14 protein-coding genes and 1 pseudogene are annotated in these 23,596 nt (G+C 69.9%); 12 read left to right on the plus strand and 3 right to left on the minus strand.

All coding sequences use genetic code 11. The annotated features are described in order from the left end of the window. Nucleotides 1-667: 667 nt before the first annotated feature. The 3 genes from ADK36_RS21250 to ADK36_RS46420 all read left to right on the plus strand — a co-directional run bounded on the left by ADK36_RS21250 (nt 668) and on the right by ADK36_RS46420 (nt 8,189). Nucleotides 668-2,170, plus strand: coding sequence for a CYTH and CHAD domain-containing protein (locus ADK36_RS21250; protein WP_053198629.1), 1,503 nt, complete (start codon nt 668-670; stop codon nt 2,168-2,170). A gap of 88 nt (nt 2,171-2,258) precedes the next feature. Next, nucleotides 2,259-4,223 carry a TIGR03960 family B12-binding radical SAM protein gene (locus tag ADK36_RS21255; protein ID WP_053198631.1) on the plus strand — a complete coding sequence of 655 codons (1,965 nt, stop codon included), beginning with the start codon at nt 2,259-2,261 and terminating at the stop codon, nt 4,221-4,223. A 681-nt stretch (nt 4,224-4,904) separates the two neighbouring features. Continuing rightward, nucleotides 4,905-8,189, plus strand: a complete 3,285-nt coding sequence (locus tag ADK36_RS46420; protein ID WP_159391179.1) for an NACHT domain-containing protein — start codon at nt 4,905-4,907, stop codon at nt 8,187-8,189. A gap of 359 nt (nt 8,190-8,548) precedes the next feature. Here the strand turns inward: ADK36_RS46420 and ADK36_RS21270 are convergent, their stop codons facing one another. Beyond that, entirely contained in the window at nt 8,549-8,887 is a 339-nt protein-coding gene (locus ADK36_RS21270) for a hypothetical protein (RefSeq protein ID WP_159029224.1), read from the minus strand. A 918-nt stretch (nt 8,888-9,805) separates the two neighbouring features. Between ADK36_RS21270 and ADK36_RS21275 the strand changes: the two genes are divergently transcribed. Further along, nucleotides 9,806-10,192, plus strand: a complete 387-nt coding sequence (locus tag ADK36_RS21275) for a transposase (protein WP_159391180.1) — start codon at nt 9,806-9,808, stop codon at nt 10,190-10,192. Nucleotides 10,193-10,200: 8 nt separating this feature from the next. On the opposite strand, the pseudogene ADK36_RS48030 reads toward ADK36_RS21275, so the two are convergent. Together ADK36_RS48030 and ADK36_RS21280 are read right to left on the minus strand one after the other, a co-directional pair. After that, a pseudogene (locus ADK36_RS48030) lies at nt 10,201-10,302 on the minus strand (IS481 family transposase); the annotation flags it as partial. A gap of 408 nt (nt 10,303-10,710) precedes the next feature. Further along, on the minus strand, nt 10,711-11,739 hold the full coding sequence (locus tag ADK36_RS21280) for an Lrp/AsnC family transcriptional regulator (RefSeq protein WP_053198654.1): 1,029 nt from the start codon (nt 11,737-11,739) through the stop codon (nt 10,711-10,713). Between the two features lie 122 nt (nt 11,740-11,861). Here ADK36_RS21280 and ADK36_RS21285 point away from each other — a divergent pair, with 122 nt between their 5' ends. The 8 genes from ADK36_RS21285 (at nt 11,862) to obgE (ending at nt 23,452) form a co-directional block, all read left to right on the plus strand. Then, the gene (locus tag ADK36_RS21285; protein ID WP_234329822.1) at nt 11,862-13,433 is read left to right on the plus strand and encodes an AbgT family transporter; all 1,572 of its coding nucleotides are present in this window, start codon (nt 11,862-11,864) and stop codon (nt 13,431-13,433) included. 38 nt (nt 13,434-13,471) lie between these two features. After that, a complete protein-coding gene (locus ADK36_RS21290) occupies nt 13,472-14,626 on the plus strand; it encodes a M20 family metallopeptidase (protein ID WP_053198639.1) in 1,155 nt (384 codons plus the stop codon). 83 nt (nt 14,627-14,709) lie between these two features. Continuing rightward, entirely contained in the window at nt 14,710-15,825 is a 1,116-nt protein-coding gene (locus tag ADK36_RS21295; protein ID WP_048583883.1) for a hypothetical protein, read from the plus strand. Nucleotides 15,826-15,873: 48 nt separating this feature from the next. Continuing rightward, nucleotides 15,874-16,656, plus strand: coding sequence for a TIGR03936 family radical SAM-associated protein (locus tag ADK36_RS21300; protein WP_048583884.1), 783 nt, complete (start codon nt 15,874-15,876; stop codon nt 16,654-16,656). 260 nt (nt 16,657-16,916) lie between these two features. After that, on the plus strand, nt 16,917-21,005 hold the full coding sequence (locus ADK36_RS21305; protein WP_053198641.1) for an Rne/Rng family ribonuclease: 4,089 nt from the start codon (nt 16,917-16,919) through the stop codon (nt 21,003-21,005). 266 nt (nt 21,006-21,271) lie between these two features. Further along, nucleotides 21,272-21,592, plus strand: a complete 321-nt coding sequence (rplU, locus tag ADK36_RS21310; RefSeq protein ID WP_007381993.1) for a 50S ribosomal protein L21 — start codon at nt 21,272-21,274, stop codon at nt 21,590-21,592. A gap of 14 nt (nt 21,593-21,606) precedes the next feature. Beyond that, a complete protein-coding gene (gene rpmA, locus ADK36_RS21315; RefSeq protein ID WP_030051735.1) occupies nt 21,607-21,861 on the plus strand; it encodes a 50S ribosomal protein L27 in 255 nt (84 codons plus the stop codon). 145 nt (nt 21,862-22,006) lie between these two features. After that, nucleotides 22,007-23,452 (plus strand): GTPase ObgE, encoded by a 1,446-nt coding sequence (gene obgE / locus ADK36_RS21320; RefSeq protein ID WP_048583886.1) that lies wholly within the window; start codon nt 22,007-22,009, stop codon nt 23,450-23,452. The last annotated feature ends 144 nt before the right edge of the window (nt 23,453-23,596 follow it).

A 23,596-nucleotide genomic window follows, 5' to 3' on the forward strand; every position in this document is an offset into this window, starting at 1 on the left:
CGGGGGTGGAGTGAGGACCTGGCGCTGAGGGCTGGAGTGACGGCCTGGCGCCGAGGGCTGGAGTGCTGACCTCGCGCCGTGCCGCCGGGCCGGGACTGTGGTGCCAGCAGGGGCCGAGGGACGGCTGGGCCTCGGCTGGGGCCGCGGCGGCTGACCGGTGCGGGGGTGCCCGCCGTGGACTTGGAGCTGTGGCGCCGGACCGGACCTGCGGTGGCCTGCCGAGTTGGTCTGTGTGTCTGTCGGGACGGGGCGTCTGTCTCGCCGAGTTGGTCTGTGTGTCCGCCGGATTGGTGCGTCCGCCTCGCCGATCGGGTCCGTGCGTCCCCGGCGGATCAGTTCCGCTGCCCCGCCGAACCGGTCCGTCCGCCCCTGGTCCGTCCGCCCCCGGCCCGGTCGCCCCCGACCCGGGCCGTCCGCCCGCCGGATCCGTCCGGCTGCCCCGCGGAACCGAACCGGTCCCTCCGCCCCGCTCAACGGTCCCTTGCCCCGCCGAACCTGTACCGTGCGCCCCGCCGAACCTGTACCGTGCGCCCCGCCCAACCGGTACCGTGCGCCCCGCCGGACCCGGCCGCAAGGGCCTGTTTCTCTGTCGTCGCCCCCCTGTTCGCCTGCGGTTCATGGCTGGTAAGCCCTGTCATCCGGGTCCGACTCCCACTAGATTCGGGTCATGGCGGACACGAAGCGCGAAATCGAGCGGAAGTATGAGTCCGACGACAGCGGCCTGCCCGATCTGACCGGCGTTGCCGGTGTCGAGGCCGTGATCGACAAGGGTGTCGCGCATCTGGACGCCACCTACTACGACACCGCGGACGAGCGCCTCGATGCGTCGTCGATCACCCTGCGCCGCAGAACCGGTGGCTCCGACGCGGGCTGGCATCTGAAGTTCCCCGTCGCTCCGGGGGTACGGGACGAGGTCCAGGCCCCGCTGTCCGACGCCCTGCCCGACGCGCTCGCCGGCCTCGTCCGTTCCCGGGTACGGGACGCCGAGCTGGCGCCCGTGGTCCGGCTGCGTTCCGAGCGCGACGTGCGCGACCTCGTGGACGCCGACGGCCGGGTGCTGGCCGAGGTCAGCGTGGACGCCGTACACGCGCAACGGCTCGCCGGAGGGGACGGCAGTGCCCAGTGGACCGAGATCGAGGTGGAGCTGGCGGACGGCGTCGACCCGGCCTTCCTCGACAAGGTGGAGAAGCGGTTGCGCAAGGCAGGCGTACGGCCGTCGAAGTCGACGTCGAAGCTCGCGCGAGCCCTGGCCGAGACCGCACCGAAGAAGCCCGCCCCCGCGTCCGCCGAGGACCCGGTGACCGCGGGCGACCACGTGCTCGCGTACGTCCGTGCCCAGCGGGACGCGATCGTCGAGCTCGACCCCGCCGTACGCCAGGACGTCGAGGACTCCGTCCACAGCATGCGCGTCGCCACCCGCCGGATGCGCAGCACCTTCAAGTCCTTCGGCAAGGTCCTGGACCGGGCGGTCACCGATCCCATCGGTGACGAGCTGAAGTGGCTGGCCGGCGAGCTGGGCGTGGACCGGGACCGGGAGGTGCTGAACGAACGTCTGTCGGCCGCTCTCGACGAGGTGCCCCACGCGCTGGTGTCCGGTCCGGTCGTCGAGCGGCTGAGCCAATGGGCGGGTGACAGGCCCGGCGGGGCGAGCAGCCGGCTGATCGGGGTGCTCGACTCCCGCCGCTACCTGGACCTGCTCGATGCCGTGGACGGGGTGCTCACCGACCCGCCGCTGCGGAAGGCGGCCGGGAAGAAGCCCGGCAAGGTGCTCCCCAAGGCCGTGCGGAAGGACTTCGGCAAGGTGTCCGCGCTCGTCGGGCAGGCGCTGGAGCTGGAACCCGGCACCGACCGGGACGTCGCCATCCACGAGGCCCGCAAGAAGACCAAGCGCACCCGCTACGCGGCGGAGGCCGCCACGCCCGCCCTGGGCAAGCCCGCCAAGGCCCTGACCAAGGCCATGAAGTCCTTGCAGAACCTGCTCGGGGAGCACCAGGACAGCGTCATGGCCCGCCAGACCCTGCGCGAGCTGTCCGCGGTCGCACACGCGGCGGGGGAGAGCGCCTTCACATACGGGTTGCTGTACGGGCGTGAGGAGCAGCGGGCGGCGGCCGTGGAGGCCGAGCTGCCCGGGGTCTGGGACGGGATCAAGGGCGGGGCGGACGTCCTCTGAGCCTTCGGACGTGCTGAGGGTGTCCGCGGCCGCGTTAGGCTAGATGGTCACCCCTGTCCGTTCAGTCCAGCTCACGAAGGTTCGCGAGATGCCTGCCGAAGTCGCTGCGTCGGTTTTCCCGCAGCTCGAAGCTCTGCTCCCGCATGTGCAGAAGCCGATCCAGTACGTCGGCGGAGAGCTCAACTCCACGGTCAAGCCGTGGGAGTCGTGTGACGTCCGCTGGGCGCTCATGTATCCCGACGCGTACGAGGTCGGGCTGCCCAACCAGGGCGTCATGATCCTTTACGAGGTCCTGAACGAGCAGGAGGCCGTCCTCGCCGAGCGCACGTACAGCGTGTGGCCGGACCTGGAGGCGCTGATGCGCGAGCAGGGCGTCCCGCAGTTCACGGTGGACAGTCACCGGCCGGTGAAGGCCTTCGACGTGTTCGGCCTCTCCTTCTCCACCGAGCTGGGCTACACGAACATGCTCACGGCCCTGGACCTGGCCGGCATCCCCCTGGAGTCCAAGGACCGGACGCTCGACGACCCGATCGTCCTGGCCGGCGGCCACGCGGCGTTCAACCCCGAGCCGATCGCGGACTTCATCGACGCGGCGATCATCGGCGACGGCGAGCAGGCCGTGCTGGACATGACGAAGATCATCCGCGAGTGGAAGGCGGAGGGGCAGCCGGGCGGCCGCGAGGAGGTCCTGTTCCGCCTCGCGAAGACGGGCTCGGTGTACATCCCGGCGTTCTACGACGTCGAGTACCTCCCGGACGGCCGTATCGCCCGTGTCGTACCGAACAAGAGCGGTGTCCCGTGGCGTGTGTCGAAGCACACGGTGATGGACCTCGACGAGTGGCCGTACCCCAAGCAGCCGCTGGTCCCGCTGGCCGAGACGGTCCACGAGCGCATGTCGGTGGAGATCTTCCGCGGCTGCACCCGCGGCTGCCGCTTCTGCCAGGCCGGCATGATCACCCGCCCGGTCCGCGAGCGCTCGATCACCGGCATCGGCGAGATGGTCGAGAAGGGCCTGAAGGCGACCGGCTTCGAGGAGGTCGGCCTGCTGTCGCTGTCGTCGGCGGACCACAGCGAGATCGGCGACATCGCGAAGGGTCTTGCGGACAGGTACGAGGAGGACAAGATCGGCCTGTCGCTCCCGTCCACCCGCGTGGACGCGTTCAACGTGGACCTGGCGAACGAGCTGACGCGGAACGGCCGTAGGTCGGGGCTGACCTTCGCTCCCGAGGGCGGCTCGGAGCGCATGCGCAAGGTCATCAACAAGATGGTGTCCGAGGAAGACCTCATCCGGACGGTCGCCACCGCCTACGGCAACGGCTGGCGCCAGGTGAAGCTGTACTTCATGTGCGGCCTGCCGACGGAGACCGACGACGACGTCCTGCAGATCGCCGACATGGCGACGAAGGTCATCGCCAAGGGCCGCGAGGTCTCCCGCTCGAACGACATCCGCTGCACGGTCTCGATCGGCGGCTTCGTCCCGAAGCCCCACACCCCCTTCCAGTGGGCCCCGCAGCTGTCGGCCGAGGAGACGGACGCCCGTCTCGAGAAGCTCCGCGACAAGATCCGCGGTGACAAGAAGTACGGCCGCTCGATCGGCTTCCGCTACCACGACGGCAAGCCCGGCATCGTCGAGGGCCTCCTCTCCCGTGGCGACCGCCGCATCGGCGCGGTCATCCGCGCGGTCTACGAGGACGGCGGCCGCTTCGACGGCTGGCGCGAGCACTTCTCCTACGACCGCTGGATGGCGTGCGCCGAGAAGACGCTGCCCGCCTTCGGCGTCGACGTCGACTGGTACACGACGCGTGAGAAGACGTACGAGGAAGTCCTCCCCTGGGATCACCTGGACTCCGGCCTCGACAAGGAATGGCTCTGGGAGGACTGGCAGGACGCCCTCGATGAGACCGAGGTGGAGGACTGCCGGTGGACGCCGTGCTTCGACTGCGGGGTGTGCCCGCAGATGGACACGCACATCCAGATCGGCCCGACCGGGAAGAAGCTGCTGCCGCTCACGGTCAAGAACGCGGCGCCTGCGCCCAGCGGGCACTCGCACTGAGGTGGGCGAGGCGCTCGGTCGGGGTTTCCCGTCCGAGCTCGTCGGTGCGATTGGCGTCGCCTCGTACGCCGCTCCCAGGCCCTGCTGGGGCCCCTCACCTCGTCTCTGAGGCGGAGTGGGTCTGAGGGTCGTTCCAGGCGGGAGCGCGCAAGCATCGCCTGTGATCCCCTTCTTGTTCAGAAGGGGATCATTGGTGTACCCGGATCTTCCCTCTCGCGTCTGCCAACCCCGCCCGTCAGGATCTCTTGGCCTGGATGCAGATGTAGGGCCAGCTAGGACGGGGGAGGTCTCAGAACGGTCAACTGAGCTCCTCCGAGGGCCCCTGCGCGGTTGGCTGGTGCGGTCGGAGCCTGGCAGAGGCGTTGCTCCGGCAAGCTGAAGGCCGGTTGGTGTACTCAGGGGGCTGCAAGGGTGCGGAACGTACTCCGACTCATGGGCGGTGCGGGGCTGCTGGTCACGGGCGGAGTGGCTACGAATCAAGTCCTGTCCGACAAGGGCCTCAGCTGGACATGGCTATATGCATCTCTGGGGATTGCGGTGCTCATGCTCCTCTACACGGAGGTATGGGCAGCTCCTGGTGGTGACGAAGCAGCGGGAAGCGCCAGGCCCAACGGTGCGCCAAACACGGGGCGGGGCGGACGTGCCGTGTACCTGCGGCAGTTGCGGGAGACCGTGCGGGATATGGAGACCGTGGGCGTCGCTACGCAAGGTGAGTTCGTGCTCCGCATGCACCAGGTATACGTAGATGTCAGCCTGGCGCCGCAGGTACTGCATGCCGTTGCCGGAGAGCCGCATCTGGGCGCTGTGCCTGGTGGCGAGGCTGGAGGACTGACGCGGCGCCGCAGTCTGGAATCCGTGCTGCGAGATGCCGAGCGAGGCGGGGCTGCCCGGGTTCTCGCAGTGATCGGCGGACCAGGGTCAGGGAAGACAACGCTGGCCCGCAACACGGCCCTCGCGCTGTGCGAGCACCGCTGGTGGCCCTGGGGGCGGTGCCTTCCCGTCCTGCTCTACTTGCGTGACCATTCCGCCAGGCTCCTCGTCAGTGAGGCACCCACGCTGGCGGCAGTAGCTGTCTCGTCCGGCTGGCTTGAGGGGAAGGTGTCGGAGGACTGGTTGGAGCGAAGGCTCGATCGTGGCGGGTGTGTGGTGCTACTGGACGGGCTGGATGAGGTAGCCGACCCTGCGGATCGAAGTCGGGTTGTGGCCTGGGTCGGGCGGCAAACGGAGCGACATCCTCGCAACATCTATGTGGTGACCTCGCGGCCGCACGGCTATCAGTCGAACCCGCTGCCTGGAGCCGAGGTGCTGCAAGTGCGGCGCTTCACGGGCGAGCAGATTTTTCAATTCCTGCATCAGTGGTCCTACGCCGTCGAAAGCCGAGCCCGGGCCCATACGAGGCGCGAGGTACACGCGGCCGCGGACAACTTCGCTGTGCGGCTGCGGACTCGGGCAAGCAGTCGGCACGAGTTGCGCACTGCCGGCGCAAGAAACGCAGAGGATCTGATGGCCCGGCTTCGGGACCAGCCAGCGCTGTACGACCTGGCGGCAAATCCACTGCTACTGACAATGATCGCGAACGTCCATCGCTACCGCGGGCAGCTGCCCGGAAGCCGCGCGGAACTCTACGCCGAGATGTGTGACGTGCTGCTGCACCGACGCTACGAAGCCCGCGGTCTTTCGGACGCCACCGGCTTGAACGGTCAGCACAAGCAGCACGTCATCCAGCATCTCGCCCTGGTCATGATGCAGGCCAAGGTACGTGACTGGCCGGTGCGCGACGCGGCCGAAGCGATTCACCAGCCTCTGCAGGAAGTGCCCGGCAACGTCACCTCCGAAGTGTTTCTCGAAGAGTCTCGAAAGAGCGGCCTGCTGGTCGAACGCGAACACGGCTTCCACGGTTTTGCACACCTGACGCTGCAGGAGTACCTGGCAGCTGCTCAGCTCAGCACCCCCCGTGCTGATACGACGATCTTGACGGGAAGCGTCGATGACCCATGGTGGCGCGAGACGATCTTGCTGTGGGCCGCAGGCAACGACGCAACCGAGGTCATCAGGGCCTGCCTGGATTCCGGCACCGTTCGTGCCCTGGCTCTGGCCTTCGACTGCGCCGACCAGGCACAGATCGTCGACCCGGCCGTCCGCAGCCGACTGGAGGCCCTGCTCACTGAGTCTGTCCGCAATCAGGTCGCGGATCCAGCCCTGCAGCGGGTTCTGGCTGGAGTCATGGCTACTCGCACCTTGCGCGAGACCATACAACTCAACGATTCCGCGGCCTTGTGCGCGCGACCTGTACCTCGAGCCCTGTACAACATGTTCATTCAGGAAGAAGAAGCCAACGGGCGCCATCACCCGGATGTCGCCGACACAGGCGGTAGCGACAACAGCAACGCAGCTGCGGTAGGGATGCAGGCCGGTGACGCCGAGCGCTTCGCCGTCTGGCTCAACAGCATCACCAGCGAAGCTACGTATCGTCTACCCACACCTGACGAACTCAAGGAACAACCCGCGGCGATTGCGACCGCTCTGAGGGGTCACACCGTCTGGGTCCAGGACGGCACCAGCACTCTCTTGTACCAGCCGCCGCAAGTGCCGTGGCCGTACACTCCTGTGCTCGTCACCATGAGGTCTCGTACCACTCCTACCAGGTCCTCCGTTGCAAATGACCGTCAACAAATCACCAACTACCTGCGAATGCTTGCCATCCCCTCCGAACAACGCAGGCAGGTGTTGGACTGGGCCAGAGTGCTCAGCGTTGCTCTCACGCGTACTGCTGAATTCCGGAATGATCCCGACCTCGATTCCCTGAATCTCGTCCTCGACCTCGCGTTCGACCTCACACTTGACCTCGCCTTGGACCTCGTCCTAACCGACGCACTTGACGGTGAACGTGACCATTCCCCCTTCTATCGGCCCGTGAGTCGCGCCCAAGCAGTCAGCCGCGCCCAAGCCATCAACCGCGCTCGCGCCCTCGCTGACGTTCTTAACCGCGACCATTTTCACGACCGCGTTGCTACCGGCGCGCTCGAATCTATCGGCGAAGCACTGGCTCTCGACCCGGCTCTCGACGCCATTCGTGATCAGTTCGCCTTCGCCACCGGGTCTGATCCGGGTGATCGCCTGAACCGTGCTCGTGCTCTCAGCCGAGCCCTCAGTCTCTCCGTGAACCAAACTCTCAGTCACGCCGAGAGGGTCGGTCAGTCACTGAATAGCGACCTCATGGAGACTCTCTACCGCCTCCGCGCCCTAAGTAGCCCTGACGCTGGTATTCGCCCCCTTAACGCTGGAATTGCCGAATTAATCGCCGAGGCTCTTGCCTTCGCTTTTACGCGTGCACGTAACCTTGATCCCGATATCGGTGTCGACCTCGACCTCGACCTCGATCTCGACCTCGACGTCGAGAACCCCGCCCCGCTCATGCTCCATCTCAGTTCCCCTGAGAGGCTGACTCTGGCCGTCGACATCGCCCTTGATCAATTTGCCTACCCCGGAATGCCTAGAGCGGCCATCGCCGCGTTCCGGTCGCTAGTCGCGATCTGGGAACCTCCTGCCGGCGTAGAGTTGGCCTCAGCTCTGACGAGTTTGGACGATTTCCTGGCAGACGTTGGAGAGGAAACGTCCGCCGCTGAGAAAGGTCCAGAAGATCCAGTCGGCACCGTGCGCCGTGTACGCGATTCGCTGCTGACTGGCCCGAGCGGCACGTCGCTACCCGTTCACGTACGACGGGCTGCGGAGAACACATTGGAATTGCTGACCGCAATGCGCGACCGCAGGCTTCCTGCCACCAATCTGACTCTGTCTTGCGCTCGCATGGGCCTCGTGGCTATGGCCGCTGTCCTGCAAGCAGCGGATCAACACGACGTAGCCCGAACCCTGCGTCGGGCATTGCAGAGCCTGACTGCGCAAGACCGCACATCGCCGAACCGGCAGGATTCCAATCAAATCCTTCTGGTCACGCGCACTCAGTAGTAGAACAAATCCCCCGACAAGTTCGGCCCCGCAGCCGTACCGTCGCGTTCCGCCGCGCACGGAAGAAAGGTTCGCTTCGGCTAGGGCCTGTGTTGAGTCGTGATCATTGGAGGCTGCGCATCCAGATCACTGCTCCTCGCAGGTGGAGGCCAGCAAGATCGCTCTCGGGCATCTTGTCGTAGCGGCTCGCGATGCCGTGCCACGCCTTCAGCCCAGGACGCGGAACACAGCGAAGCTCCCGGTCGGCGATCTGCTGGCTGGCAGGCCGTCGGCCGGGAGCTTCGGTGTGGTCTTCTACCGGGCTGGGCTGGCGTTCTCCGCCAGAACCCGGTGAGGAGCTGAATGCCCTACGGATCAGCTCAGCAGCTGTACCACCCGGCGTAGGCGTCCCACTTGCCGTCCTTGGTGAATTCTGCGCTCTTGCCCTTGTTGATCGTGGTGCACTTCGAGTCGGGCATAAAGGCCCCCCTCCAGTCCACCTTGAGCTTCTTCTTGCTGGCGCAGTTGTTCGTGATCTTCACCCAGTGGTGATAGTACTTTCCGAAGGCGGTCTCCTCGTAGAAGGTCCTCCCATGCTGGACATTGACGCAGGAGGGCGCGGCGTTGGCCGCCGGAGCGGCGACACCCACGGTCACCAGGCTGGCGACAGCGCCGGCCGCCGCCAGGGCAGCGGACATCCTCAGGGAAACTCGCTTCATGACAGGAACTCTCCTCAACCTGTAACAGGTTTCTGACTATTTCAGCAGGTCAGGCTAGGGACCCATGACACTCCCCCGTGCCTACGGTGAAGAGTAAGGTCGGCCGGCGATGACTCTGGCCATCTCGTGTGCCAGAGGCGGGTAGGGAAGACGTCCGAGCTGGTCTGAGCGACTTCCCGTAAGTAACGTACCGATGATCCAACTCCCGCTGAACCTATAACGTTTCAGGTTTGGCTTCTCAGATGCCGTTGATCAGGTTCCCGGCGAGGAACGGGGAGAACGTGCCGGCGGGGGTCCCGGGCGGGGCGGTACCGCACTGCCCTCGGAGTCCCCGGGGAATTTGATCCACAGCAGGTATTCGGCGCCGCCGATGCCGAGCGATGACGGCACGCCGAGCTTGCGGCCGGCGGGGTTGCGCAGTCGACGTGTTGGCCATTGGGGTCCATCGCGCCGTACCCGTTGCGGGAGGTGTCGACGACGTACCTCGCGCCGCTCACTCCAGGTTCGCCAGCGCGGTCACGATCTGATTGCCGTAGCCGCAGCTGATGTCGGTGGCGTCGAAGTTGGCAGTGCCCACCGAGAACCGCTTCACGTGTGCGATGCCGCCCTGGACCGGACGAAGGCCGCTGTCACATCCGGCGAATCCTCGTACGGGCGATCACGTTCGTGGCGCTGTTCGAGGCCGGTGCCACGTCTCAGTCGTCCCAAGCCGCCATCCCACACCGCAGCCAACTAAGGCCTGTATCTGGTTGCGATCAATCTGTGAGTTCCAGCCCCGTATCGGGGGCGGATCAGGTAGTCCGTAGTGCATGACGCGAGCGCAACTGACGGATGACGAGTGGGAGTTCATCGAGCCGTACCTGACGATCGGCGAGTACGGGCCCGTATCCCTCCCGGCTGCGGCAGCAGTTCGAGGGCGTGATCTGGCGGTTCCGTAGCGGTGCGCAGTGGCGGGAGATACCTGCGGAGTTCGGCGCCTGGTCCACGGTGCACAACCGGTTCCGGCAGTGGCGGGACGCCGGGGTCTTCGAGGCCCTGCTGGAGGGCATGATCGCCGAGGCGGCGAAGCGGGACGAGGTGGACTTGTCACTGGTCGGCGTGGACTCCACCACCGCAAGAGCCCACCACGACGCAGCCGGAGTGCAGCTGGGCGAGGGGGTCCTCGACGCCCTGGAGAAGGCCGCCGAGGAGGAGAAGCCCCGCTCAAAGGGGGCACCGAGGAGGAACAAGCCGGGCAAGAAGTCGAAGTTGATCCCGAACGAGCCGAACGCAACCGCGTCCGGCGATGCCGCAAACTCCGTCTGAAGGCCGCCCTGCTCGGCCGCTCGCGCGGCGGGCAGACCAGCAAGGTCCACGACGCACCGGGCCAGACGCAGCCTGCCGGTCGGCGTCAGCGGGGCATTACGGTGGGACAACGAGGGCCTCCTGCGGTCGGCGGTAGATGTCGCAATCCACACCGAACCCAGAAGGCCCTCACCCCTTCAAGCACCCAGCACGCGTGTCACCAACGTCCCGGGACAGCACACCTAGGGCTGCGCGGGTGATGGCTGCCGCTCACGGTCAAGAACGCCGCGCCTGCGCCCAGCGGGCACGCGCACTGGGAAAGGCGACGACGTTGATCCGGGAGGGCCCAGGCTCCGCAGGGCCGGCCTCGGCATCGAGGTCGAGTCGGGTCCCCGCCGGCAGAAGCTCGCGCGAGCGTATGGCGCGGAGACTCGAACCGCTGCAGCCGGACGAGCCGGGAGCCGCGCTCGACGTGGGACCGGCCCCCGAGGTGATCGCCGAGACGGCCGTGGCGCTGCTGCCGCGGCGATGAAGGACCTTCACCGATCCCTGTCGCCGTCGTGCGTTCCGGGCGCGGCCGCGGCCAGCCGGCCGGCCTCGCGGTCCAGCCAGTGGCGGCGCAGGGCCTCCAGGACGATCGAGACGTCGAAGGAGGTCACACCGGGGAGTTCGGCGAGGTCGTGGGTGAGGAAGTCGGCGAGGCCGCGTTCGTCGCGGAAGACGCCCTGGTGGACCACGCAGGAATGGCCCGCGGTGGTGGAGACGTAACGTGCCGAAGGGTGGGTGGAGAGGGCGGCGGCCACGTCCCTGATCGCGCCCGGGGCGACCGTGAGGGCCACCACCGCCTCCAGGGCGTAGCCGAGCAGGGCCGGTTCGATCTCCACGCGGGGGCGGACCAGGCCGCGTTGGAGCAGGGACTGGGTGAGGCGGTAGGCCGTGGACCGGCCGATGGCCAGTCGGCGGGAGACCTGGGCGGCAGTCGTACGGCCGTCCACGGCGAGCAGGCGCAGGGCGCGCAGCTCGTCGTCGGTGAGGGGATCCGGGGCGGTTGACGCGCTCGTGGGGGCGTCCTGTGCCGCGCGGGCGGTGAGGCGGTCGACCTGGTCGTCGGCCAGGCGGGGGAGGCGCCAGGCGTCGGACTTGGTGGTGGCGGACAGGACGAGTTCGGAGCGGGCCGAGCGGACGCCGGGGGTGGCGGGGATGCTCCGGGTCAGCAGGTCCCTGACGTCGGCCCGGTGCTCGGGGAGGACCGAGCAGTAGACGTCCGTCGTGCCGGCGGTGACGGCGACCAGGGTCGTGCCGGGCAACTCGGCGAGGCGACGGGCGACTTCGGGGGCACCGCCGGGTTCCGCCGTCACCCAGACGTGCCAGGGGTGGCCCTCGCCGGACACCGACCAGTCGAGCTGGCCGATCACCCGTAGCAGGCGCTCCGACTCCAGCCGGGCCAGCCGGCGCCCCACCGTGCTCGCCGACACACCGAGCGCCTCCGCGAGCAGGCTCAGCGGGGCCCGCGGGGCGTGCTGGAGCGCGGCGACGAGATCGAGGTCGTCGTCGTCCAGGAATGACATGCCGTACATGGTCGTACATCCAGTCTCAGACCGAATCTGTCAGGGCGCGGATTCCCGTGAACGATACGTTCGAAATTGGCGCGCTCCTTGCATGAATTCCTCAAGTGGGTAGTCAATGGAGGGTGGCTTCCAACCAGACCACCGAACAGGCCCCGCTCACCGGGCTGATGGCCCTGCTGGTGCGCATCGAGCGACTGGGCAACAAACTCCCCCACCCCTTCTGGCTGTTCGGCGTGCTCAGCGTCGTACTCGCCCTCGTCAGCTGGGCGTTGTCCGCCGCCGGTGCCTCCGCGCTGAACCCCGCCAGCGGCAAGACCGTCACCGTCCACAGCCTCGTCTCGGGCGACGGGCTGCGGATGATGATCAACGACGCGGTGACGAACTACGCCACCTTCCCGCCGCTCGGCACGATCCTGGTCGTCATGCTCGGCGTGGCCGTCGCCGACCGCTCGGGCATGCTTCCGGCGATGCTGCGGGGCGCGGTCGCCCGGGTCCCGGCCCGATGGCTGACGTTCACGCTGGCGTTCACCGCGATGGTCGCGCACGCCGCCTCCGACGCGGCCTATGTGGTGCTGGTGCCGCTCGGCGCGCTGGCCTTCAAGGCCGTGGGACGCAGCCCCATGCTCGGCGCGGTGGTGGCGTTCGTGTCGGTGTCCGCCGGGTACGACGCGAGCCCGCTGGTCACCCCCACGGACGCCGTGCTCGCCGGGCTCACCACCGCCGCGGCGCAGACCGTCGACCCGGGCTATGTGGTCAACCCGCTGTCCAACTACTTCTTCTCCATCGGGTCCTCGGTGGTGCTCGCCGCCGTCATCACGGTCGTCACCGAGAAGGTCATAGCCCGGCGGGTGGCGGCCATGCCGGACGAGCCCGAGCCGGGGGACCAGGACGCCCCCGATGCCCACGACGCGGCCGGCTCCCCGGCGTCCCTGACCCTCGGCGCCGACGAACGGCGCGGGCTGCGCAACGCGGGACTCGCGCTGCTCGCGTACGTCGTGGTCGTCGTCGCGGCGATGGTCCCGGTCTCCTCGCCGCTGCGGGGCGAGGGCGGCAGCATCGTGCAGTCCCCGGTGCTGACCGGCATCGCGGTCGTGCTCGCGGTGGCGTTCCTGATCGCCGGCGCGGTCCACGGACGGGCCGTGGGCACCGTGCGCAGCGGCCGGGACATCCCCGACCACATGGCGAAGGGGCTGCGCGAGATGGCCCCGATCCTGGTGCTGTTCTTCGCGATCTCCCAGTTCCTGGCCTATTTCAAGTGGACCGGAGTCGGCGAGGTCATGGCGATCCGGGGCGCCGACCTGCTCAAGTCGGCCGGTATCACCGGACCGTGGGCCTTCCTGGGCATCCTGCTCGTCTGCACGCTGATCAACCTGCTGGTCACCAGCGGCTCCGCCCAGTGGGCCCTGGTCGGCCCGGTGTTCGTGCCGATGTTCATGCTCCTCGACATCCCGCCCGAGGTGACCCAGGCGGTCTACCGCATCGCCGACTCCTGCACCAACGCGGCGACCCCGATGAGCGCCTACTTCGTCATGACCCTGGGCGTCGTCCAGCGGTACCGCCGCTCGGCCGGCATCGGCACGCTGCTGTCCCTGACCCTGCCGCTGTGCCTGACCATGCTGGCGGCCTGGACGCTGTTGTTCTACGCCTGGTGGGCACTCGGCATACCGCTGGGACCGGGAGTCCCCGTCCGCTGACCGCCGTCGCCGTCACGTCCGTATGAGGAGAGCCGCCTGTGTCGCCGCGCCGTATCGAGTCCCTGGCCCGCACCGCCCTGCCCGAGATCACCGACGACCTGCGCACGCTGGTCGAGCTGGAAACCCCCAGCCACGACAAGGAGTTGCTGAACCAGGGCCTGGCGGCCGTCGAGCGGTGGACACACCGGCGGCTCGGCCCGCCCGACCGGGTACGACGCCATGACGGCGGCCCGCACGGCGACATGCTGGAGCTGCTGTACACGGGAACGGCCGAGGCGACCGTGCTGGTGCTGTGCCACTACGACACCGTGTGGCCGGCCGGCACCCTCGCCGAGTGGCCGTTCCGGGTGACCGGCGACGGCTCGGCGAGCGGGCCGGGCGCGTTCGACATGAAGTGCGGCCTGGTGCAGGCCGTGTGGGCGCTGCGGCTGCTGCGCGAGCTGGACCTCCCGCGCCCCGCGGTACGGCTGTTCCTCAACGGCGACGAGGAGATCGGCAGCCCCGCCTCCCGCCCGCACATCGAGCGGCTGAGCGAGGACGCGGCCGCCACGCTGGTGTGCGAGGCGTCGGCCGGGCCGGAGGGGGCCCTGAAGACGTCCCGTAAGGGCGTCGGGCTGTTCGAGGTGACGGTGGAGGGCGTGGAGGCACACGCGGGTCTCGACCCCTACGCGGGCGCGAGCGCCGTGCACGCCCTCGCCGAACTGGTCACCCGGATCGCCGCCCTGGGCGCCCCGGAGCGCGGCACGACCGTCAACGTCGGCGTGATCAGCGGCGGCACGGGCACCAACGTCATCGCCGGGCACGCCCACTGCGGCATCGACGTACGCATCGCCGTGCCCGCCGAGGCGGCCCGCATCGACGCCGCGCTGGCCGCCCTGCGCCCCGCCGACCCGCGCGTCCGGGTCACCGTCTCCGGCGGCTGGAACCGCCCGCCCATGGTGCCCCACCCCGGCTCCCAGCTCCTCTTCAAACAGGCGCAGTCGATCGCCGGCGAGCTCGGGTGGAGGGCCGCCGAGACCTCCGTGGGCGGAGCGAGCGACGGCAATTTCGTCGCCGCGCTCGGCCGGCCCGTCCTGGACGGCCTGGGCGCCGTCGGCGGCGGCGCCCACGCCCGCCACGAGCACGTCCTGCTGGACCACCTTCCGTCGCGTACGGCGCTGCTGGCGGGGCTGCTCATGGTGCACGCGGAGTAGCTGCTCACGGCGTACGCGCAGGAGTTGCCGGATCGTGTCCCCGACCTGCATCCGAGCGGCCCGTTCCGCGCGTCTACGACGGTATGGATCTCGAAAAACCGCCACCACCGCCGCGCCGGGAACCCGAAGGGTGCCTGGTGGTCGCGATCCGCGTTCCGGTACGGATCGTCGTGCTCGTGCTGGTCGTGCCGGTGCGGATGGTGTGGGACGCGCTCGTCGTCGCCGGGCGCTTCCTGAACGACACGGTGCTCCGCCCGGTGGGGCGGGCACTGCTGTGGCTCGGCCGGGCGGTGTTCGTGTGGCCGTTCGTGGCGCTGTGGCGGTACGTCGTGGTGCCCCTGGCGAAGGCGCTCGCCTGGCTGGGGAACATGCTCCTCGTCGTCCCCGCGGTGTGGCTGTACCGCTACCTCCTGACACCGCTGGGGCACGCGTGCGCGTGGCTGGCGCACGGGATCGGGGCCGGTCTGGGCTGGCTCTACGCGCGCGTGCTCACCCCGATCGGGCATGCGGTGATGTGGGTCCTGCGAGGGCTCGGCGCCGTGCTCGCCGCCATCGGACTCGGCATCTTCGGCGTCGTGGCGTGGCTGGTGCGGTATCTCCTCGTCGTCCCCGCCCGGTGGGTGTACGAGTGGATCCTCGCGCCGGTCGGGCGGGCGATCGCCTGGTGCGCAAGGGGCCTCGTGTGGCTCGTGAGCATGATCGCCACCGGGATCGGGATCGCGCTGTACTGGACCGCCCGCGTGCTGTTCGTGCTGCCCGCGCTGGGTCTGTACCGGTGGGTCCTCGCCCCCGTCGGCCGCGTGCTCGCCGTCGTCGGCAGGGAGCTCCGGGACGCGCTCGGGCACGCGTGGCGGGTCGCCGGGCGGATCTCGCTCGCCTTCGGACGGTTCCTCGTCAAGCTCTTCCGATGGACCTTCGTGGAGCCGGTGCGGTGGGTGTACCGGACGGTGCTCACGCCGGTCGGGCATGTCGTCCGGGACGCCGTGCTGCGGCCCGTCGCCGAGGCCGCCCGCAGTGTGGGACGCGCCACCCGGCAGGCCCTCACCGCCGCCCGCGAGTCCGTACGGCAGGCGCGGGCCGACTTCCGGCGGATGCTCTTCGGGGAGCAGAAGGAACGGGAAATGGAGGCCGTGCGGGAACCTCGGCGCCGCGAGACACGTACTCTTGGTAGCAGTACGACCGCTCTCACGAAGGACTGAACGACACTGGGCAAGCGACAGCCCGAAGGCCCGCCGCCCGCACCCGCGGTGCAGCGCATCCGACTGCGCTACACCAAGCGCGGCCGCCTCCGGTTCACCAGCCACCGTGACTTCCAGCGCGCCTTCGAGCGTGCGCTGCGCCGTGCCGAGGTGCCGATGGCGTACTCGGCGGGGTTCACGCCACATCCGAAGGTGTCGTACGCCAATGCCGCACCCACCGGCACGGGCAGTGAGGCGGAGTACCTGGAGATCGCGCTCACCGAGGCGCGCGATCCGGAGCAGTTGAGGGTGCTCCTCGACGAGTCGATGCCCACCGGGCTCGATGTCGTCGAGTCGGTCGAGGCCCGGACCTCCGGGCTCGCGGACCGGCTCACGGCGTCCGTCTGGGAGCTGCGGCTCGACGGCGTGGACCCGGCCGAGGCCGAACGCGCGATCGCCGCCTTCAACGCCGCCGAGGCCGTCGAGGTCCAGCGCATGACGAAGAACGGCGTGCGCACTTTCGACGCCCGTCCGGCGGTCGTCCACCTGGAAAGCACCGACGGAACGGAAACGCACAGTTCGGCAGCTGATAGGCCGACCGACCAGCCCTGTGCGATACTGCGGCTGGTTGTTCGGCACGTGACGCCTGCCGTACGACCCGACGACGTCCTGTCCGGTCTCCGCGCCGTGGCCGACCTGGCGCCGCCGGTCCCCGCAGCGGTGACCAGGCTGGCGCAGGGGCTGTTCGATGAAGAGACCGGCACGGTGACCGACCCGCTCGCGCCCGACCGCGAGGCAGCGACGGCCCCACCCAAGGCCGAGACCGCTGCCGCCGCGACGGCGCCGGCGTAAGGAAGGTTCCGTAGGGACGGACGTCGAAGCGCCGCCCTCGTACTCGGGAGCCACCTGGGTCGGGCAGCGCACCGACCAGAAGACTTTCGCCAGGCCGTACGCATTCGGCGTACGGAACCGGCGAGACAGGACACAGAGAGCTCCCGTGCGGCGCCCGCGCCCCGGACGGCGGCAGTCGCGCAACGCGCGAGCCGCGGACGTCACCGGCATACCGCCGGACCAGGCGCGGCGCCCGGGAGCCTGACGGGAGAAACGCCCGCATGCTCGAACCGACCGAACCCACTGAGGGTTCCGAACTGAACACCCCCAGCGACACCCTGCCGCCGCGTCGTCGGCGCCGTGCCGCGTCCCGCCCCGCGGGCCCGCCCACGGGTGCCGCCGAGGCGCAGGCCACAGAGGTGGTCGCGCCGGCCATACCGGTCGCCGAGGCCGCCGATGTGGCGGCGCTGAGCGACGAGGCCGAGACGGCTGAGAAGCCCGAGGAGAGCGTCGCGGCCGTCGCGGCCGAGGTGACTCCTGAGGCCGCGGAAGCCGAAGAGACCGGAGCGGCGGAAGAGGTGGCGGAGGCCGCACCTGCCGGCCGTACGCGTCGTCGTGCGGTGCGCCGTGCGTCCGCGCCCGCCGGGGCGCCCGCGGCCGCCGGGGCCGCCGAGACCGTGGTGCCCGTGGCCGCCGCGCCGGTCGCCGAGGAGAGCCCGGCGCAGACCACCGAGGTGACCACCGAAGTGACCGAGGAGGCGGCACCGCCTCGTACGCGTCGGCGTGCCACGCGCCGTGCGTCCGCGCCCGCCGGTGCCCCGGTGCCTGCGGAGGCTGCCGAGAGCGCCGCCCCCGCCGAGGTGCCTGCCGCCGCTGCGGCTCCCGCCCCTGCCGAGGCTCCCGCCTCCGCCGAGGCCGCCGAGGAGGAGGCTCCGCGTCGTACCCGCCGGCGTGCCACCCGCCGGGTGTCCGCGCCCGCCGGTGCTCCGGCCGACGAGAGCGCGGACGAGAGCGCGGAGGCGCCCGTGAGTGCCGAAGCCCCCGCCGAGGCGGAGGAAGCCGTCGAGGCCGCCGAGGAGGCCGCACCGCGTCGTACGCGTCGGCGTGCCACGCGCCGCGTCTCCGCGCCCGCCGACGAGGCGGCCGAGGCCGCTGTCGCCGAGGCTCCCGCCGAGACGCCGGCGACGGCGGAGACGCCCGTGACGCCCGCTGTCGAGACCGAGGCACCCGCGGCCGCTGCCGATGAGGAAGCCGCCGGTCCGCGCCGCCGCCGTCGTGTCGTCCGGCGAGCCGCCGCCGGGTTCGCCGCGCCCGCTCAGGCCCCCGCCGCCGAGGCGCCCGACGCTCCGCGTCCGGCCCGCCCCGCCGTGGCCGTGTTCCAGGCGCCCGTGTTCACCGAGCCGCAGTTCCAGACGCCCCAGCGGGCCGCCGCCGAGGCGGCCGCCGAGGCGGAGACCGAGGACGTGGAAGAGGTCCAGGCGGAGGAGCAGCCCGGCACGGCACGTCGTCGTCGCCGGCGCCGGGGCGCCGAGGAGGCCGAGGCCCAGGCCGTCGGGACCGTCGCCGCCGAGGACGAGACCGAGGAAGCCGAAGAGGCCGCCGAGGACATCGCCGAGGGCGAGGACTCCGAGGAGACCGAGGAGACCGGGTCGCGTCGGCGCCGTCGGCGTGGTGGCCGCCGCCGCCGTCGCGGTGAGGCCGCGGACGCCGAGGGCGGTGACACCGAGGGCGACGAGGTCGCCGCGGAGCAGGCCGCGCAGGACGCCGAGGACACCGCCGAGCAGGAGGAAGAGGACGACGAGGACGCGCGCGCCGAGGACGGCGGTGGGTCCAGCTCCAGCAGCCGTCGCCGCCGTCGCCGTCGCCGTCGCGCCGGTGACTCCGCCGTCGACACCGAGCCCGGTGACGGCGACCCCGAGCGCACCGTCGTCAAGGTCCGTGAGCCGCGCCCGAAGGCCGAGCCGTCCGACGAGGTGCAGTCCATCAAGGGCTCCACGCGCCTGGAGGCCAAGAAGCAGCGCCGCCGGGAAGGCCGTGAGCAGGGCCGCCGCCGCGTTCCGATCATCACCGAGGCCGAGTTCCTGGCCCGCCGTGAGGCCGTCGAGCGCGTGATGGTCGTCCGCCAGCACGGCGACCGCACCCAGATCGGCGTCCTTGAGGACAACGTGCTCGTCGAGCACTACGTCAACAAGGAGCAGGCGACCTCGTACGTCGGGAACGTCTACCTGGGCAAGGTCCAGAACGTGCTGCCGTCGATGGAGGCCGCCTTCATCGACATCGGCAAGGGCCGCAACGCCGTCCTGTACGCCGGTGAGGTCAACTTCGAGGCGCTGGGCATGGCCAACGGGCCGCGGCGCATCGAGTCCGCCCTCAAGTCCGGCCAGTCCGTGCTCGTCCAGGTCACCAAGGACCCGATCGGGCACAAGGGCGCGCGTCTGACCAGCCAGGTCTCCCTCCCGGGCCGCTACCTCGTGTACGTCCCCGAGGGCTCGATGACCGGCATCAGCCGCAAGCTGCCCGACACCGAGCGCGCCCGGCTGAAGACCATCCTCAAGAAGATCGTCCCCGAGGACGCGGGCGTCATCGTGCGCACCGCCGCCGAGGGTGCGAGCGAGGACGAGCTGCGCCGCGACGTCGAGCGCTTGCAGGCGCAGTGGGAGGACATCCAGAAGAAGGCCAAGAACGGCAACGCGCCGACGCTGCTGTACGGCGAGCCGGACATGACCGTCCGGGTCGTCCGGGACATCTTCAACGAGGACTTCTCCAAGGTCGTCGTCAGCGGTGGCGACGCCTGGGAGACCGTCCACGGCTATGTCTCGCACGTGGCGCCGGACCTCGCCGAGCGGCTCCAGAAGTGGACCTCCGAGGTCGACGTCTTCGCCACGTACCGGATCGACGAGCAGCTCGCCAAGGCGCTGGACCGCAAGGTCTGGCTGCCCAGCGGCGGTTCGCTGGTGATCGACCGGACCGAGGCGATGGTCGTCGTCGACGTCAACACCGGCAAGTTCACCGGTCAGGGCGGCAACCTCGAGGAGACCGTCACCAGGAACAACCTGGAGGCGGCCGAGGAGATCGTCCGTCAGCTGCGGCTGCGCGACCTCGGCGGCATCATCGTCATCGACTTCATCGACATGGTGCTGGAGTCCAACCGGGACCTGGTGCTGCGGCGTCTGCTGGAGTGCCTGGGCCGGGACCGTACGAAGCACCAGGTGGCCGAGGTCACCTCGCTGGGCCTGGTCCAGATGACCCGTAAGCGGGTGGGCCAGGGTCTGCTGGAGTCCTTCTCCGAGACCTGCGTCCACTGCAACGGCCGCGGTGTCATCGTGCACATGGAGCAGCCGACCTCCGCCGGAGGCGGCGGCAAGCGCAAGAAGCGCGCGCGTGCCGGTGCCGGTCCCGAGCACGTCCACGAGGCCGCTGTCGCCGTCGAGCCGGTCGAGACGGCCGAGGAGGAGGCGGAGACCGAGGCCGAGATCGCTGCCGAGGCCGCCGAGCCCGCGGCGCTCCCGGAGCCCGCCTTCGCGCCGGACGAGGAGCTGTACAGCAGCGTCGCCGAGGCGGAGGCCGCGGCCGGCCGCGGAGGTCGTTCGCGGCGCCGTGGCGGTCGGCGGGCCTCGGCCCCGGCGGGTGCGCCCAGGAAGGCCGAGGCCGTTCCCACGGCTCAGGACGTGACGGTCGCCGACGAGGTCGCCCGTCCGGTGCAGCCGGAGTCGGCCGCCGAGGCGAAGGCCGAGCCGACGGCCGTGGAGGACGCGGTCGTCGAGGCCGCGGCCACGCAGGCCCCGGCCGTCGAGGCTCCGGCCGTCGAGGAGGCCGCGCCCAAGGGACGTACGCGGCGTCGCGCGACCCGTAAGGTCTCCGCGCCCGCCGGGTCGCCCGCGGGGGCCGAGGCCACCGTGGTGACCGTCAGCGAGGCCGCGCCGACGGCGCCCGAGCCGGTGGCGGAAGCCCCGGCCGCGGCTCCGGCGGAGCAGGTCGAGGCGGCTCCGGCCGAGGCGGCCGCCGAGGGCGCCGCTCCGGCCCGTCCGCGGCGCCGTGCCGTGCGCAAGGCCACCGCGCCGACCGCGTCCGAGGAGACGGCCGTCGTGGTCGTCCCGGCGGCGGAGGCCGAGTCCGGCGCCGCCGTGGAGGCCCCGGCCGCGGAGGAGGGCGTCGAGGAGACGGCTCCGGCCAAGAAGACGGCCCGTAAGACGGCCAAGAAGGCCACGGCGAAGAAGGCCGCCACCAAGAAGACCGCGGCGAAGAAGACCGCGGCCAAGAAGACGGTCGCCAAGAAGGCGACGGCCAAGAAGGCGGCGAAGACCGTCAAGACGGCCGCGGCCAAGTCGACGGCGAAGAAGACCACGGTCTCTGCCGCCACCGACGAGTGACGCCCTTCGGCGAGTGACGCTCATCGACGAGTGATACGAGGTGCGGCCGGTCTCTGTGACCGGCCGCACTCCGTTGGGGACCGGCCCGGTTTGACCCCCTCGGCCACGGACCCGTAACCTTGACCGTCGGCGTGTCCATGGATATAGGCGCGCCACATCCCCGTAAACCTTTTCCTCCGGAGCACTGGGTGCCCTGGAGAGGCTGTCCGCGTGCCGGATGGCTGGACTGCGGGGGTGCCGTTTCCGAGCGAGAGAGTGAGATCCGCGTGTACGCCATCGTGCGCAGCGGTGGTCGCCAGCACAAGGTTGCTGTCGGCGACATCGTTGAGGTTGACAAGATTTCCACTGCCAAGGTTGGCGACACGGTCGAGCTCTCGACCCTGCTCGTTGTCGACGGCGACGCTGTGACCAGCGACCCGTGGGTGCTGGCCGGCATCAAGGTCCAGGCCGAGGTCGTGGACCACCACAAGGGCGTCAAGATCGACATCCTTCGCTACAAGAACAAGACCGGCTACCGCCGTCGTCAGGGCCACCGCCAGCAGTACACGGCGATCAAGGTCACTGAGATCCCCGCGGCCGCGAAGTAAGGGACTGAGGAGAAATGGCACACAAGAAGGGCGCATCGTCCACCCGGAACGGTCGCGACTCGAATGCCCAGCGGCTCGGCGTGAAGCGCTTCGGCGGTCAGGTCGTCAACGCGGGTGAGATCCTGGTCCGCCAGCGTGGCACCCACTTCCACCCCGGTGCGGGCGTCGGCCGTGGCGGCGACGACACGCTGTTCGCGCTGCAGGCCGGTGCGGTGGAGTTCGGCACCAGCCGTGGCCGCAAGGTCGTGAACATCGTTCCGGTCGCCTGAGTCTTCCGACTCGAGGCTGGACCGAGCCGATCGTTCAAATCCTTCGCGAGGCGGACCTCACTTCCCAGGTGGGAAGGCGGGTCCGCCTTTCGCGTGTTAGAGCAGAGACATCACCGTACGTTTCGTAGTGCTGGAGGCACCAACCATGACCACCTTCGTGGACCGCGTCGAACTGCATGTCGCCGCGGGTAACGGAGGCCACGGCTGTGCCTCCGTTCACCGTGAGAAGTTCAAGCCGCTGGGCGGGCCCGACGGCGGCAACGGCGGGCGCGGCGGGGACGTGATCCTCACCGTCGACCAGTCGATCACCACGCTGCTCGAATACCACCACTCCCCGCACCGCAAGGCCACCAACGGCAAGCCCGGCGAGGGCGGCAACCGGTCGGGGAAGGACGGGCAGGACCTGGTCCTTCCCGTGCCGGACGGCACCGTCGTCCTCGACAGGGCGGGCAACGTCCTCGCCGACCTGGTCGGGCACGGCACGTCGTACGTCGCCGCGCAGGGCGGCCGGGGCGGGCTCGGCAACGCGGCGCTGGCGTCGGCGCGGCGCAAGGCGCCCGGGTTCGCGCTGCTGGGTGTGCCGGGGGACCTTCAGGACATCGTCCTGGAGCTGAAGACGGTCGCCGACGTGGCGCTGGTCGGGTACCCGAGCGCCGGCAAGTCTTCGCTGATCTCCGTGCTGAGCGCAGCCAAGCCGAAGATCGCGGACTACCCGTTCACGACGCTCGTGCCGAACCTCGGCGTGGTGACCGCCGGTTCGACCGTCTACACCATCGCCGACGTCCCGGGGCTCATCCCGGGTGCCAGCCAGGGCAAGGGCCTGGGCCTGGAGTTCCTGCGGCACGTCGAGCGGTGCAGCGTCCTCGTGCACGTCCTGGACACCGCGACGCTGGAGTCCGACCGCGACCCCGTCACCGACCTGGACATCATCGAGGCGGAGCTGCGGGAGTACGGCGGCCTCGACAACCGGCCGCGGATCGTCGTCCTGAACAAGATCGACGTACCGGACGGCAAGGACCTCGCCGAGATGGTGCGGCCGGATCTGGAGGCTCGTGGCTACCGGGTCTTCGAGGTGTCGGCGGTGGCGCACACCGGGCTGAAGGAGCTGTCGTTCGCGCTGGCCGAGCTGGTGGGCAAGGCGCGGGCCGCGAAGCCGAAGGAAGAGGCGACACGGATCGTGATCCGGCCGAAGGCCGTCGACGACACGGGCTTCACCGTGACGCGCGAGGAGGCCGGCGGCGAGCCGCTGTTCCGCGTGCGCGGCGAGAAGCCCGAACGCTGGGTGCGCCAGACCGACTTCAACAACGACGAGGCCGTGGGGTATCTCGCGGACCGGCTCAACCGCCTCGGTGTGGAAGAGGAGTTGATGAAGGCGGGGGCCCGCACCGGCGACGGCGTCGCCATCGGTCCCGAGGAGAACGCCGTCGTCTTCGACTGGGAGCCGACCGTGATGGCCGGGGCCGAGATGCTGGGCCGCCGGGGTGAGGACCACCGGTTCGAGGCGCCGCGGCCTTCCGCGCAGCGCAGGCGTGACAAGCAGGCCGAGCGGGACGAGGCGGCGCAGGAGTTCGACGACTTCGAGCCGTTCTAGGAGTGGCCTCCGCGGAGGTGCGTTAACAGCCGGGAAAGTCGGGGCGTACGGCAGGGCAACCAACGGTCGTTCCGGTGAGTCGTACTGGGCGGTGCGGACGAGGATCTTGATCCTCGTCCGTCGTCAACTGCCCTTGCGACAACC

It is taken from the genome of Streptomyces viridochromogenes, assembly GCF_001270495.1.
GTDB classification, from domain to species: domain Bacteria; phylum Actinomycetota; class Actinomycetes; order Streptomycetales; family Streptomycetaceae; genus Streptomyces; species Streptomyces viridochromogenes_A.